Raw genomic sequence first — 13,968 nt, 5'->3', positions numbered from 1 at the left:
CCAACGGTATCTCCCGGCGCGGTCGGCGGCCACCGGATGTAACGACCCTCACGCGTCCCTGCCCGCTTCATGGACGAGGATCGCGACCTGCACCCGATTGGCGCAGTCGAGCTTGTCGAGCAACCGCGAGACGTACGCCTTCACGGTCGGGACGCTCATGTGCAGCTGGACGCCGATCTCCGCGTTCGACCGCCCGGTCGCCACCGCCTCGGCCACCTCGCGCTCCCGTTCGGTGAGCCCGTCCAGTGCCGCTGTCGCCCGCGCCGGCCGGCCGCCCTGCTCGGCGTCCGGTGAGCGTCGCACCGCGTGCTCGATCAACCGCGGCACGACCGACGGCGCCAGGATGGACTCGCCCGCCGCGGCCCGGCGCACCGCCGTCAGGATCTCGGTCGGCGCGATGTCCTTGAGCAGGAAGCCGTTGGCGCCGAGCCGCAACGCCCCGAGCAGATGCTCGTCGGTGTCGAAAGTGGTCAGCACCACGATCGCCGGCCGCGGCCCGGCGCGGCGCAGCTCGGCGGTGGCCGCCAGACCATCCATCCGCGGCATCCGGATGTCCATCAGCACCACGTCCGGGTGCAGGCGCCGGGCCGCCTCGACCGCCTCGGCACCGTCCCCCGCCTCCCCCACCAGCTGCAGGTCCGGCCCGGCGCCGAGCACCATCGACAGGCCGACCCGGACCAGCGGGTCGTCGTCGGCGATCAGCACCCGGATCAGCTCCGCCACGGCAACCACGCTTCCTTCGACATCCCGATCAACTCGGCCACGGCAGCCACGCTTCCAGACGGAATCCGAGCCCGGCGTCCGGGTCGGCGCGCACCCCGTGCCGCAGCCTCCCGCCGAGCAACTCCACCCGCTCGGTCAGGCCGACCAGCCCGGCCCCGGCACCCGGCACACCGGGCGGCGGCCTGCCCGGCAACGGATTGGAGACCTCGACATGCAACTCACCCTCGGCGGTCTTCTCCACCAGCAGATGTACGGGTACGCCCGGCGCGTGCTTGCCCGCGTTGGTGAGACCCTCCTGCACCAGCCGGTAGACGCTGCGCCCGAGCGACGGGCCGACTGTCGCGCCGTCGAGCAGGTTGGACGCTGTCACCCGTACCCCCGCCGCTTTCGCGTCCGCGAGCAGATCGCCCAGCTGGTCCAGATCGGGTTGCGGCCGCAGGCCGTCGCCGCCGTCCGCCCGCAGCACGCCGAGGATCTCCCGCAGGTCCTCCAGGGCCTGATGGGCGCTGTCCCGGATGGTCGCCGCGGCCTCGGCCACCTCGTCCGGGGTCAGGTCCGGCCGGATCTGCAGGGCGCCGGCGTGCAGGCTGACCATCGAGATCCGGTGCGCCAGCGCGTCGTGCATCTCGCGGGCGATCCGCTCGCGCTCCAGCGAACGCAGCCGGTCGGCGCGCAGCCGGGCCTCGTCCTCGGCGCGGGTGGCCCGGTCGCGCAGCGAGACGATCAGCTCCCGGCGGGAGCGGACCGCGACACCCACCGCGACCGTCGCCGCCAGCAGGGCCGCGGTCAGCAGCATCTCGCCGAGCAGCGGCATCTCCGGGCTCGGGCGCGTCCAGGCGTAACCGACCGCCGTCAGCATGTTCAACAGCACCACGACAGCGATCACGCGGCCCCGGCGCAGCGTGACCAGCGTGTAGAGGATGGCCAGGCCGGCATAGGCGCCGGCGTCGGTGAGCAGGGCGGCCGGGAGGACGAGCAGCGACATGGCGAGCGGGTGGCTGCGGCGCCACCAGATCGGCACCGCCGCCAGGCAGCCGAGCAGCAAGAAGAACGGCGTCTCGCCGGCGCTGATCCGGCCGACCGACTCGGCGTCACCGACCAGCAGCAGCGAGCAGAACCACGAGGTGAGGATCGCGGCGACGTCGACGGCCCGGTAACGGACAGCGTCCCGGAACCGGCTCCTGCGCACCCCGGTCACGTTTCGACCAGCGGTCGCCACGACTGGCTGTCGCTGTCGTCGTCGCGGACCGCGTACCCGAGCTTCTGCAACGCCTCCCGCAGCTCGGCGGCCTCCTTGCCGGCCTTCTTGCGCAGCGCGACGGCGCGGGCCGCGAGCAACGCCTCGACAGCGGGCGGCAGCCGGCCGCCGTCCGGATCCCAGCGCTGATAGAGGCCGGCGAACGGGTCGGCGTCGCGCCACGGGTACCCGAAGTCGCGGAACGCGCGCTCCAGGACCGCCTTCTCCGCGCGCGGCTCGCCGCGGAACGCCTGCTTCGACTCCCGGTCCAGCACGACCAGGGCGTCACCGTCCAGATAGAGAGCCTCGATGTCGGCGCGGGCCAGGGTGCGGCGCTCGTCCCCGAGATCCAGGCGCACCTGATCGTTGGCGATGGTGATCCGGGCGGTACGGCGGAGAATCTCGACGGTGGCCAGCACGCCGAGTCCGGCCAGGATCGCGGCCTGCACGGCCAGCATCCACCAGTCGTCGACGGCGGCGACCGCCCGCCACACGAAGCCGAACGGCAGCGGGATGTGCAGGCCGGTCGCCCACCGCGCGATCGGCGGCAGGACGACCGCGAGCAGCAGGCCGAGAGCCGCCGGGCCGACCAGCACCAGCGCCCGCCCGAAGCCGGCGAGGGTGAGGACGACCGGCTCACGTTCTCCATGGGTCACGCCACTGACGCTATGCGCGATCAGTGGCGTGCTCCAGACGACTCCGGTAGCCGGGTCAGCGACTTTGGTATACGCCCGTCAGGCGGCGACCTTGACCTCGGCGGGGTAACGCGGCGGGATCGAGTGGTCGATGTCGTTGGCGGGCTTGCGGTTCGGCAGGGCCAGGCGGAACACCTTCGCCCAGGCCGACGCCACCTGCAGGACCATCGGGCCGGTCACGTAGTTCAGCTCGTATTTCTCGAACAGCGCCCGCACCTTCGGCGCGACCTCCGCGTAGCGGCTGGCCGGCAGGTCGGGGAAGAGGTGGTGCTCGATCTGGTGCGACAGGTTGCCGGTCATGATGTGCATCAGCTTGCTGCCGCTGATGTTCGCCGAGCCGAGCATCTGCCGCAGGTACCACTCGCCGCGCGTCTCACCGGTGATCGAGGTCCGCTCGAAGGTCTCGACACCCTTCGGGAAGTGACCGCACATGATCACCGAGTGGCTCCACAGGTTGCGGACCAGGTTGGCGACCGCGTTGGCGGACAGAGTGCCGAGCCAGGCGCCGAGCGGGTTGCCGAACAGCAGGCCGATCGGCAGGGCGAGCGCCGGGTGCACCACGTAGTCGCGGGTGACCTGCCGGCGGATCTTGCGGAGCACCTCGCGGGCACGGGCCCGGAACTCCGGGTTGTTGCGGCGCTTCTTGGTCTTCAGGTTGCGGCCCAGCTCCAGGTCGTACGCGGCGATGCCGAACTGGAAGAAGCAGGCGTTGATGAAGTTGTAGAGCGGCTGGCCGAGGTGCGCGGGCGCCCAGCGCTGCTGCTCGTCGACGCGCATGATGCCGTAGCCGAGGTCGTTGTCGCGGCCGACCACGTTCGTGTACTTGTGGTGCAGCTCGTTGTGCGAGTGCTTCCACTGCTCGGCCGGTGACACCGAGTCCCACTCCCAGGTGGTCGAGTGGATCTTCGGGTCACGCATGAAGTCGTACTGGCCGTGCAGGATGTTGTGCCCGATCTCCATGTTCTCGAGGATCTTGGAGATGGACAGGCCGAGGGTGCCCAGCACCCACGCCGGCGGGAAGAGCGAGAAGAGCAGCACGGCGCGGCTGCCCAGCTCGAGCCGGCGCTGCACCGTGATCATGCGGCGGATGTACCTGGCGTCCTTCTCACCGCGCACGGCCAGCACCTCGTCGCGAATCGCGTCGAGCTCCCGGCCGAGCTGCTCGATGTCCTCGGGCGTGAGGTGGGCGATCGGGTTGACATCCTTGCGCTGCAGCGTCGTCACGATGTACCTCAGTTCTGCTGTGTCTTGGGGCGTCGTTCAGTTGTCGTCAGGGGTGTCACGCGCTAGCGGGCGTCGAAGCCGCGTGGCTAAGCGTCGAACTTGCAGGGACCGGCGGCCGACGAGATGCAGGTCTGGATCATGACCTTGTCGCCGTCCACCTCGGTCACCGTGGTGATGGCCCCGTCACGCAGGTCGCGGACGATGCCCTCGCGCATCGGGAGCACGCACTTGTAGCAGATACCCATCCGGCAGCCGGATTTCATCAGCTGACCCGCGGCCTCCCCGGCCTCCAGGATCGACGTGCCGGGCGCGACCTCCGCCACCGTGCCGGTGCGCTCGAAGGTGACCGTGCCACCGTCGCCCGCGACCAGCACCGTCGGCCGGAACCGCTCCACGTGCAGGCGCTCGGCGACGCCCGCATCGGTCCAGTGCGCGGTCAGGTCGTCGAGCATCTCGCCGGGACCGCACGCCCAGGTCTCGCGCTCGACCAGATCGGGCACGAGGGTGGCCAGCTCGTCCGGCTTGAGCCGCCCGTCAGCGCGGGTGTGCCGCTCGACCAGCCGGATCTTGCCGGCGGCCGCGAGCGCCCGCAGGTCGGCGCCGAACACGACGTCCTCGGGGGTGCGCGCGGAGTGCACCACGACCACGTCGGGCAGCTCGTGCACGGCGCTGCGCAGCATGCCCATCACCGGGGTGATGCCGCTGCCCGCGGTCACGAAGAGCGCCTTCGCCGGCCGGGTGGCCGGCAGCACGAAGTCACCGGCCGGCAGGTCCAGGTTGACGATCATGCCGCGCTTGGCGTGCCGCCGCAGATAGCCGCTGACCACGCCGTCCTTGACCGCGTTGACGGTCACGGCGAACCGGCCGTCCTTGCGGCCCGCGGCGCTGGACACCGAATAGGCCCGCCACAGCCGGACACCGTCGACGTCCACGCCGAGCCGGATGTACTGCCCCGGCTGGTGCGGCTGCCAGTTGCGCCCGGGGCGCAGCACCAGCGTGACCGCGTTGTCGGTCTCCGGGCGGACCGCCTCGACCCGCGCACGCAGCACAGTCGGGTTGCGCAGCGGCGCGATGACGTCGAGGTAGTCGGCCGGAACCACCGGCGTCGTGATCAACTCGAGGGCGCGCCACGCGCCGTTCCGCAATTGCTGGGTAACCGCCACATGACCAAGCCTCCTTCCTCGCAAGGAAGAAAGCATGACCTGAAGAAGTGAATCCGGAGCTGCATAATTGTTCGACGGGGACAAAGATCGGGCCGAAGATGAGGAGTTTCCGTGAAACCTCCCCTGGGAGACGTACGTTCCTACCGCCTCCCGGCCGAAGTCGTGAATCCGCTTCGGCACGGTCTGCCCGAGGTGTCCGGCCAGACGATCGCCGCGATCACCATGGAGGTCCCGGCGTACGCCGAAGCCTTCGCCGGCGAACTGGGACACAAGATCGAAAAGGCGGTGCGGGCCGCTCTCGGCACCTTCCTCAACCTGGTGTCCCGCCCCGGCGCCGACCCGGGCACCCCGCTCGCCTCGGCACTCGAAGCCGCGTACGCCCTGGGCCGCGGCGAGGCCCGCTCGGGCCGCAGCCTGGACGCCCTGCTCGCCGCCTACCGGGTCGGCGCCCGCGTCGCCTGGCGGGAACTCGCCGCGATCAGCGTCGGCACCGGACAGCCGGCCGCCACCATCGCCGACTTCGCCGAACTGGTCTTCGCCTACATCGACGAACTCTCCGCCGCGAGCGTCGCCGGCCACGCCGACGAACTGGCCGCCTCCGGCCGCACCCGCCTGCGGCACCTGCGGGAACTGGCCCAGGCCCTCGTCACCGGCGAACCCCCGCACGTCCTGCTGGCCGCCGCCGAGCAGGCCGAGTGGACGCCCCCGCAGACCCTCACCGCTGTCATGCTGCCGGAACGCGGCGCCCGCTGGGCGATCGACCTCCTCGACCCGCGCACCCTGCAGATGGCCGACGCCGTCCCCGACCTGCCCGGCATGACGGTGCTGCTGGTCCCCGACCCCCAGGGCGCCAGCAGAGGCCACCTGGCCCGGTTGTTCGCCGGCAGCAGCGCCACCATCGGGCCCGCCCGACCCTGGCTGGAGGCCAAAAGCTCCCTGGACCGGGTGATCCGCGTCCACCGGCTCTGCCCCCCGGCCGCCGGCGCCGTCGTCGACACCGAGGACCACCTGGCCGAGGTGGTCGTCTCCGCCGACCCCAGCGCGCTGGCCGACCTCCGGGCCCGGGCGCTGGCCCCCCTCGCCGGCGAACGGGGTGCGGCCGCCGCGAAACTCGTCGAGACCCTGCGCAGCTGGCTGTTGCACCACGGGCGCCGCGAGGACATCGCCGCCGAGCTCTTCGTGCACCCCCAGACTGTCCGCTATCGCATGGCGCGCCTGCGCGAGCTTTACGGCGAGAAGCTCAAAGATCCGGAGTGGGTGCTGGCGCTGACCATCGCGCTCGCGCTCCCGGAGACCTCGCTCCCGCTCCCTGAGGGTTAGCCGACCGGCGCCGGCTCAGCCATGCGCTGTGGTCGGCCATGCGCCGTCGTCCGCCATGCGCTCTCGTCAGCCATGCACTGTCGTCCGCCATGCGCTGTCGTCCGCCATGCGCCGTTGTCCGCCATGCGCCGTCGTCCGCCATGCGCCGTCGTCCGCCATGCGCCGTCGTCCGCCATGCGCCGTCGTCAGCCATGCGCCGTCGAAGGCGGGACGCCGAGGCCGCCGACGACCGACACCTCGTGGCTGGTGAACTCGCCGGTCAGCATCGGCATGGCCGTGGCGATCGCCTCCCTCGTCGCGGGCAGCTGCAAGGAGGCGGCGTGGTGCTCCTTGCTCTCCCACACCTCGCTGACCCAGATCGTCTGGTCGTCGGCCTCGGACACACCGACCACATAGAGATGGCACCCGGCGGCTCGCAACCCGCCGGCGCCGCTCACCAGGATCGCCACGACCTCGTCACGGTGGCCTGACTTGGCTCTCATCGAGCCGAGATAGCCGAACACAACGTTCCCCCTCCGCCGTCTGCGGGATCAGACTGCCACGGGGGTACGACACTTTTCGGCGACGCGGACAGTCCGGTTGCGGCGGTCCGGCGAGGTCGGGGCGGCGCGAACGGTCCCGGCACGGGGGCGCGAGCAATAGGGCATGGCCGGAACTGCGCGAACGGCCACGGCACGGCGCCGCGAGCAATAGGGCATGGCCGGGGCGGCGCGAACGGCCCCGGCCCGGCGCCGCGAGCAGGAGGGCATGGCCGGGGCGGCGCGGACATCCCCGGCCGGACACCTCGACGGCGCCCTCCTCCAGCTGGTGCGGTCCGGGTGGCGTGCTGGTCAGCGCAGGTAGGCGAGCTCGGTGAGTTCGGCTCGGTAGGCGTCGATCAGGCGAGTGGCCGTCACCTCGGAGGCGACGAGCGGATGGGCGGCCATGGCTCGTACGGCGGCGGAGCGGGAACCCGTGGCGACGGCCTCGATCACGCCTCGATCGGCCGTCTTGACCGCCCGGACCAGGTCCACGCCGTGGGCGGGCAGCGGCGCGACCGGGTGCGGGGTGGCGCCGCGGGCGTCCACCGTGCACGGCACCTCGATGATCGCCTCGTCGTCGAGCACGCCGAGGGTGCCGCGGTTACGGACGTTGAGGATGAGGGTGGCGGGCTCGTCGTGGGCGAGCGCGCGCATGACGGCGAGGGCGACTCCCTCGTAGCCGGCGGGGCGGGACTCGTCGTGTTCGCGTTCGCCCGCGCCGGCGAGTTCACGGTTCTCGGCCATGTAGGTGGCCTCCCGCTCGCGCCAGGCGTCGAGCCAGGCATCGAGGGGGTCCCGGCCGGAGGCGCGGATGTCCGCGTAGCACCGGTTCTGTTGTTCGAGCAGGAAGGCGCCCCGGGTCCGGGGAGCGTCCCGGACGGCGGCCAGGGTGCCGGCCGGGTCGTAGTAGTAGTGCAGGTATTCGTTGGGCACCGCACCGAGTTCGCGGAGACGATCGGCGCCGAAGAGGCGGCCCTCTTCGAGGGCCTCCAGCCTGGCCTTGTCCGCCAGCAGGGCGGGAAGCAGGTCCCGCTGGACGGTCGGGTCCGTGCCGGTGGCGGGGTAGGCGGCAGCAGGTCCGGCGTTGGGGCCCGCGACGGTGGGGCTGAGCGGGCGGACGCCGTAGAGCCATCCGAGGTGGTTGAGCCCGGCGTAGTCGACGTGCACCCCGGCGGCGTCCACGTCGAGCGCGCGCAGGACCCGGTCGACGAGGCCGGCCGGGGAGTCGCAGATGCCGATCACGCGGTCGCCGAGGCGGGCGGCCATCGCCTCGGTCACCAGGCCGGCGGGGTTGGTGAAGTTGATGGTCCAGGCGGCGGGCGCCAGACGGGCGATGCGTTCGGCGATGTGCTGGGCCACCGGCACGGTACGCAGGCCGTAAGCGATCCCGCCGGCGCCGACGGTCTCCTGCCCCAGCACTCCGGCGTCGAGGGCGACCCGTTCGTCGACCACCCGGCCGCGCAGGCCGCCCACCCGGATCGCGCAGAACACGAAGGAAGCGCCGGTCACCGCGGTGTCGAGATCGGTGGTGGCGCGCACCTCGGGTGCGTCGGGCACTCCCCGGGCCTGGGCGGCGAGCACCGACGCGACGGCGTCGAGCCGCTCCCGGTCGACGTCGTGCAGGACCACTTCGGTGATGCCGGTCCGCCGGCGATCCGCCAGCAGCGCCCGATGAACGAGCGGCACCCGGAACCCGCCCCCACCCAGAATCGTCAACCGCACTTCATCCCCACTTCGAATCCAGGCCGGCCCACCGGACCAGGCGCCCCACGTCGGACCCCGCGCAACGCGATCTTGGACGATCGACCACCTCGTCCGGTGGGCAATCGTTCAAGATCCGCGCGAGGGGCGGCGCGCTCGAAACGGCGGGCGGCCGTGTGAGGGGCGGCGCGCCCCCAACAGCGGGCGGCCGTGTGAGGGGCGGCGCGCCCACAACCGGCGGGCGGCCGTGTGAGGGGCGCGCTCAAACGGCGGGTGCGGCGCGGTGGGCGTGGCCGGCTCAATGGGCGTCGGAGAGGCGGGCGATGGTCGCTGTGGCACGGTGCACCGCGTTACGCCGGCCCGGCGGGATGACGTCGTCCAGGAAACCGTACCGCCGGGCGGACGAGGCCTCGTCCGAGTCGTCGTGGTGACGTGCCGCGGTCTGCCGCACCGCCCTCCACCAGTCCGCGATGTCGCCCCACCCCGGCGCCGACAACGAACCGCCGAAGTGTTGCACGGACAGCGACGCCACCAGGTTCGCGAAGGCCACCCGGTCGGCGAGCGGCCACCCGCCCAGCGTCCCGGTGACGAAACCGGCCGCGAACACGTCACCGGCACCGGTCGGGTCCAGCGCCTCCACCGGCACGCTCGGCACCGAGGCGACCTCGCCGCTCACCGAGTCGACGGCGACGGCGCCGTCCGACCCGCAGGTCACCACCACGACCGGCACCAGGCCGGAGAGCTTGTCGAGCGCCTGGCGCGGCGAGTCTGTCCGCGTGTAACGCATCGCCTCGACCGCGTTCGGCAGGAAGGCGTGGCAGTCGGTGAGCGCGGCCAGCACGTCGGCGGACCACTGGTCGGTCTCGTCCCAGCCGACGTCCGCGAAGACGAGGGTGCCCGCCTCCTTGGCCCGGTGCACCCAGCCGGTGCCCGTCCCGGCCAGGCTCACCGCCGCGGCGCGGGCCGGAGGCAGGCCGTTGACCAGGCCGTCGTCGGCCGTGGGCAGCGGATGCCCGTGAGTGATCATGCTGCGGTCGCGGTCGTAGGCGAGGGACACGGTGACCGGCGAGTGCCAGTCGTCGACGCGCACCGAGGCGGACAGGTCGATGCCCTCCTGGCGGCTCAGGACCTGGTGGCAGAACTCGCCGTACGCGTCCGAGCTCAGCGCCGTCCCGAGGCCGGTGTGCAGGCCCAGCCGGCTCGCCGCGACGGCCAGGTTGGCGACGCCGCCGGGGCAGGAACCCATGCCGGGCGCCCACACCTCGGTCCCGGGGCCGGGCAGCTCTCGGAGGCCGGTGAAGATGACGTCGAGATACACCACCCCCGGCACGAACAGATCGAGCTGTCCAGCCATTGGCCGATCTTACCTCCGTCCCCATCGGGCAGGTAGCTGATGATCACGGCGTGTGACGAAGGTCGGCATGTGCCGCACGCAGGGTGTCCACACCCCGGTCGGTGCCTGGCGGCCGGGCCTCGTCCAGCAGCCGCCACGCCTCCTCCAGGGCTTGGGACAGCTCCCGGATCCGGCCGGCGTGCTGGCGCCGCACATCCTCGCGCACCTTCTCGATCCGCCGCAGCCATCCGGCCGAACTGGCACCACCCTCCGGATCGGACCGGCCGGCGGACGCCCGCTGCGCCGGCACGGCCGAAGCCGCCGAGCCGGCCGAAGCCGAAGGCCCAGTTGATGCCGCCGGCCCAGCCGTCGGGGACGACGGGGGCGGGGCGGGACCGAGAGCATCCCCGGGCGGGACGATCGCCGCGATCGGCCGCCCACCGTCGACCACGACGGTCACCTGGCCGGTCAACCCGGTCACCCGCACGAGCTGCTGAAACCTCAACCGCGCCTCGGCCACCGAGAGCTCGATGTGGCGACGGATCGGAACGACTGGTTCACCCATACCGCGATGATGCCGAGCGGGTACGACATCTTTCGGAGACGGCGAGCAACGGCAGCGGCAGCGGCAGCAGCAGCCCGGGACGCCGAGGGGCGGAAGCGCTCAGGCGGGACGCTGGTCGCGATAGGCGTCCAGCAGCCGCATCGCCTTCTCGGCACCGTCGGTGATCACGGCCAGATCCACGTCGGTGAAGATTCGCGGCCGCGTGTCGATCACGCAGTGCGCGCCCAGCGTGATCCCGTCCGGCCCGAGCAGCGGCACCCCCAGATAGCTGCGCAACCCGGACGTCTGCAGGAACGGGTTCCCGGAGTGCACCGGGTCGGACAGGCCGTCGGTCACGCAGTACGGCTCGCCGGCCAGCACAGTGTGCGTGCACATCGCCCACTCCGCCGGTGTCCCCTCGGCCGCGGCCACCCACGCCAGGGCCATCGTCCCGTACGAACCGAGGATCAGCTGCGCACTGTCCAGCAGCACGGACACCAGTGCGACCGGTGCGTCGAGCAGCGTGGCGCTGCGCTGGGCGACGGCCTCCAGGCTGGTCCGCAGATCCGGGTTGTCAAGGTCGTACCACGCAAGCGCTTTGATCCTCGCCGGGTCGCCCAGCCGGTGGAAGATGTCGGTGTTCATGGCGGGCCTCCCGAGGTCGGCGTTCACAGGCCGGCCGCCGGCGCGCTGGTCAGGTCGTGGGCGGCCGAGAGATAGGTGTGCGAGGCGAGGCGGATCCGCAGGGCGCGGGCGCACAGCCGGAGCACCGGATCCGCGGCGGTCATCGCGCCCAGCAGCTGTTCGAGGGCGTCCGGGCCGGTTTCCGTGCCGCTGAGCCCGGCCGAGCGCAGCAGCTCCTCCCACACGGTCGGCCCGGCGTCGCCGTGCACCCGGTGCACCGCTTCCCGGGCGTCCGCGAAGGTGGGCCGGACCAGGACCCAGGGGGCGACTTCGGTCATCGTTCTCCCACGGTTCTCAGTGCCGGAGGCCGTCTGCACCTGCACTACTCCCGTCGGCAGCGATGACCGGCCTGCTGAGGACGGGAAAGCTGCGGGGCCGGCCGGGACGCGCGGCGGGTGGGACCCATGGGGGTGAGGAGGCGGCTGTTGCCTCACGCGGCCGGGCGGCGGGTGCCCTCGCGTGTGGCGCGGGGGTGACGGATCGGGGCGGGGCGATGGTGACGAGGGCCGGACGGGGCCGCCGGCCAGGTGACCGGAGGGGTGAGGCGGAGACGGCGGAGCAGAGGCAGGAAGGGGTCGCCGAAGGTGCGGGCGGCGGTGTTGATCAGAAGGGCGGCGGCGACCATGCCGACCGCGGGCATCCCGATGAGCAACGCCAGCACGGAACCGGCCAGGCCCGCCCACACCATCACCCGCAGACCGATGTCGGCGACCGGGATGCCGCTGGGACGTTCCCGGGTCCAGACCGGCAGGAAGGAGGACGCCAGCGCGAGGGCGACGGCGCCGAGCACGGCGGCGGTGACGAGGAAGGCCTGCGGCCAGTGGAAGTGCCGGCCGAGCGCCCACCCGCCGGAGAGGACGACCCCGAACCACACCTTGCCCAGAGCCCAACGGCCGATCCGCACCAGCAGGTCGTCGCTCGTCGTCATAGGGCGCTCCCCCGCCGGCGAAGTCTCCCGCCAGACTACCCATTCCAGCGTGGTGATTCGGGGCGCGCAGCGAACCGTAAGTCCCCACACGGGGGTGGGGTGCGGCAGGGCAGCTCAGCCCGGCGGTCGCGGCACGGGCTCGCCCGGCAGGGCGCCGCGGTTGGCCACGGGACTGGTCGTAGGTCGTACTCCCGCGAGATTTGACCGGAAGGAATCACGCACCTCGTCGCGGCGGTCGAAGATCGCGAAGACCACCCGGTCGAACCACGGACCGGCTCGCAGCGCGCTCGCGAAGGCCCGGGCCACCTCGGCCGGGTCGTTGCCGAAGACGCCGCAGCCCCAGGCGCCGAGGACCAGATCGCGATGGCCGTGTGCGGCGGCGACGCGGAGGATCCGGGCGGCCCTGCGGGCCAGCACACCGCTGACCCGCGGCAGCAGATCGGGCTGGTCGCGGGAGATCATCGCGCGGTTGGGGGCGGCCACGGTCAGGAAATTGCCGGGGTACGCCTCCGTCAGCAACGTTCCACGATCGTCCCGGAAGATCGGCACGCCGGGCGAGTAGATGATCCGGTCGGTGTAGAGCAGGCCTTTGTGGGCGCGGTGGTATGCGTAGAAGTCGCCGGCCGCCAGCAGGGTGGGGTAGATCGCGGAGCTGCGGGCGATGCTCTCCTCCTGGGCCTGCGCGCCGTTACGGAACCCGCCGCCGGGGTTGCGGGCGGAGGCGAAGTTGAGGGTGGCCGCGCCGGGGCCGAGACGGCGTGCGGCGGCGAGCGTGGACTCGCCGGTGACTTCGACGACCGGTGCCGGGTTGTGGTGGGACGGCTCGGGCAACTCGTCGTCCGGCAGGTGAAGCCGGGTGCCGGCGACGGAGCGCGCCACCGCCGCGGTGATGTCGACGTCGCCGTAACCGCCGCGCTCCACGATGGACAGGGTCTCGTGGGCGATCGCCCGCAGCCTCGCGCTCATGTCGACGATCATGGACCAACAGTGTGATCGACTCCATCGAATTCGCTGGTTGGGATCACTCTAGTAAATCGGTAGGAATACTGGTTAAGCTGCGCGCCATGAGCGCCGTTCCCCTGCATCTGTCCGGCGTCGGCAAGGATTTCGACGCCGGTGGCCGCCGGCGGGCCGTCCTCGCCGGCGTCGATCTGTCGGTCGCCGCCGGTGAGGTGGTGGCCCTGCTCGGACCGTCAGGGTGCGGGAAGTCGACGCTGCTGCGGCTGGCCGGCGGGCTGGACACGCCGACCGCCGGGACCGTCCTGGTCGACGGGCACGAGGTGCGCGGGATCGAACCCCGGTGCGCCGTGGTGTTCCAGGAGCCCCGCCTGCTGCCCTGGCGGACCATCGAGCGGAACGTGGCGTACGGCCTGCCGCGCGGCACCCCGGCGGCGCGCGCCCGCGAGGAGGTGGCGCACTGGCTCTCCGTGGTCGGGCTCGCCGACTTCGCCCGGCACCGGCCCCGGCAGGTCTCCGGCGGCATGGCGCAGCGGGCCGCGCTGGCCCGGGCGCTCGCCCGGCGGCCCGGCGTGCTGCTGCTGGACGAGCCGTTCGCGGCGCTGGACGCGCTGACCCGGCTGCGCATGCAGGACCTGCTCGCCGAGGTGCAGCGCGAGGCCGCCACGACCGTGCTGCTGGTGACGCACGACGTGGACGAGGCGCTGCACCTGGCCGACCGGGTGGTGCTGCTCGGCCCGGCGTCGCCGGGCGGCCCGGCCGGCGTCCGGTCGGTCGTCGACGTGCCCGGTGAGCGCCCCCGCAGCCGCGGCGACGCGGGCCTCGCCGCGCTGCGGGTGTCGCTGCTCGCCGAGCTCGGCGTCCGGGCGCCGGAGCCCGCCGCGTCCTGAGCCCTCTCCTGCGCCCTCACTTCCCCGAATTGGAAGGAACCACCCCGA

The 13,968-nt window shown here is 72.5% G+C and carries 15 protein-coding genes; 2 read left to right on the top strand and 13 right to left on the bottom strand.

Translation table 11 applies throughout. The features are described 5' to 3' along the window. Positions 1 to 48: 48 nt before the first annotated feature. The 5 genes from AC0NH5_RS07535 to AC0NH5_RS07515 form a co-directional block, all read right to left on the bottom strand. Positions 49 to 723, bottom strand: a complete 675-nt coding sequence (locus AC0NH5_RS07535; protein ID WP_474401273.1) for a response regulator — start codon at positions 721 to 723, stop codon at positions 49 to 51. A gap of 28 nt (positions 724 to 751) precedes the next feature. Next, entirely contained in the window at positions 752 to 1,912 is a 1,161-nt protein-coding gene (locus AC0NH5_RS07530) for a sensor histidine kinase (protein WP_474401271.1), read from the bottom strand. A 5-nt stretch (positions 1,913 to 1,917) separates the two neighbouring features. Further along, positions 1,918 to 2,616, bottom strand: coding sequence for a YqeB family protein (locus AC0NH5_RS07525; protein WP_474401270.1), 699 nt, complete (start codon positions 2,614 to 2,616; stop codon positions 1,918 to 1,920). Between the two features lie 78 nt (positions 2,617 to 2,694). After that, the gene (locus tag AC0NH5_RS07520; RefSeq protein ID WP_474401268.1) at positions 2,695 to 3,879 is read right to left on the bottom strand and encodes a fatty acid desaturase family protein; all 1,185 of its coding nucleotides are present in this window, start codon (positions 3,877 to 3,879) and stop codon (positions 2,695 to 2,697) included. A gap of 86 nt (positions 3,880 to 3,965) precedes the next feature. Continuing rightward, entirely contained in the window at positions 3,966 to 5,078 is a 1,113-nt protein-coding gene (locus AC0NH5_RS07515) for a ferredoxin reductase (protein ID WP_474401267.1), read from the bottom strand. Between the two features lie 75 nt (positions 5,079 to 5,153). On the opposite strand from AC0NH5_RS07515, the gene AC0NH5_RS07510 reads away from it, so the two are divergent. Then, the gene (locus tag AC0NH5_RS07510) at positions 5,154 to 6,362 is read left to right on the top strand and encodes a PucR family transcriptional regulator (protein WP_474401265.1); all 1,209 of its coding nucleotides are present in this window, start codon (positions 5,154 to 5,156) and stop codon (positions 6,360 to 6,362) included. A 185-nt stretch (positions 6,363 to 6,547) separates the two neighbouring features. Here AC0NH5_RS07510 and AC0NH5_RS07505 read toward each other — a convergent pair whose 3' ends face one another. The 8 genes from AC0NH5_RS07505 to AC0NH5_RS07470 all read right to left on the bottom strand — a co-directional run bounded on the left by AC0NH5_RS07505 (position 6,548) and on the right by AC0NH5_RS07470 (position 13,039). Then, on the bottom strand, positions 6,548 to 6,844 hold the full coding sequence (locus AC0NH5_RS07505; RefSeq protein ID WP_474401263.1) for a putative quinol monooxygenase: 297 nt from the start codon (positions 6,842 to 6,844) through the stop codon (positions 6,548 to 6,550). A 348-nt stretch (positions 6,845 to 7,192) separates the two neighbouring features. Continuing rightward, positions 7,193 to 8,605: a family 4 glycosyl hydrolase gene (locus AC0NH5_RS07500; protein ID WP_474401262.1), complete on the bottom strand. Its 1,413-nt coding sequence runs from the start codon at positions 8,603 to 8,605 to the stop codon at positions 7,193 to 7,195. 277 nt (positions 8,606 to 8,882) lie between these two features. Then, the gene (locus tag AC0NH5_RS07495) at positions 8,883 to 9,938 is read right to left on the bottom strand and encodes a carbohydrate kinase family protein (protein ID WP_474401260.1); all 1,056 of its coding nucleotides are present in this window, start codon (positions 9,936 to 9,938) and stop codon (positions 8,883 to 8,885) included. A gap of 43 nt (positions 9,939 to 9,981) precedes the next feature. Then, positions 9,982 to 10,482, bottom strand: coding sequence for a hypothetical protein (locus AC0NH5_RS07490; protein WP_474401258.1), 501 nt, complete (start codon positions 10,480 to 10,482; stop codon positions 9,982 to 9,984). Positions 10,483 to 10,581: 99 nt separating this feature from the next. Further along, a complete protein-coding gene (locus AC0NH5_RS07485) occupies positions 10,582 to 11,106 on the bottom strand; it encodes a GAF domain-containing protein (RefSeq protein WP_474401256.1) in 525 nt (174 codons plus the stop codon). Positions 11,107 to 11,129: 23 nt separating this feature from the next. Further along, positions 11,130 to 11,423 carry a hypothetical protein gene (locus AC0NH5_RS07480; RefSeq protein WP_474401255.1) on the bottom strand — a complete coding sequence of 98 codons (294 nt, stop codon included), beginning with the start codon at positions 11,421 to 11,423 and terminating at the stop codon, positions 11,130 to 11,132. A 152-nt stretch (positions 11,424 to 11,575) separates the two neighbouring features. After that, entirely contained in the window at positions 11,576 to 12,073 is a 498-nt protein-coding gene (locus tag AC0NH5_RS07475) for a hypothetical protein (RefSeq protein WP_474401254.1), read from the bottom strand. Between the two features lie 114 nt (positions 12,074 to 12,187). After that, positions 12,188 to 13,039, bottom strand: a complete 852-nt coding sequence (locus AC0NH5_RS07470) for a TIGR02452 family protein (RefSeq protein WP_474401252.1) — start codon at positions 13,037 to 13,039, stop codon at positions 12,188 to 12,190. A 98-nt stretch (positions 13,040 to 13,137) separates the two neighbouring features. Between AC0NH5_RS07470 and AC0NH5_RS07465 the strand changes: the two genes are divergently transcribed. After that, the gene (locus AC0NH5_RS07465; protein ID WP_474401251.1) at positions 13,138 to 13,920 is read left to right on the top strand and encodes an ABC transporter ATP-binding protein; all 783 of its coding nucleotides are present in this window, start codon (positions 13,138 to 13,140) and stop codon (positions 13,918 to 13,920) included. Positions 13,921 to 13,968 lie beyond the last annotated feature (48 nt).

The organism is Actinoplanes sp. 13 (assembly GCF_056134165.1).
Note: the sequence above shows the minus strand (reverse complement) of the source record. Positions and strands in the feature narration are given on the sequence as shown.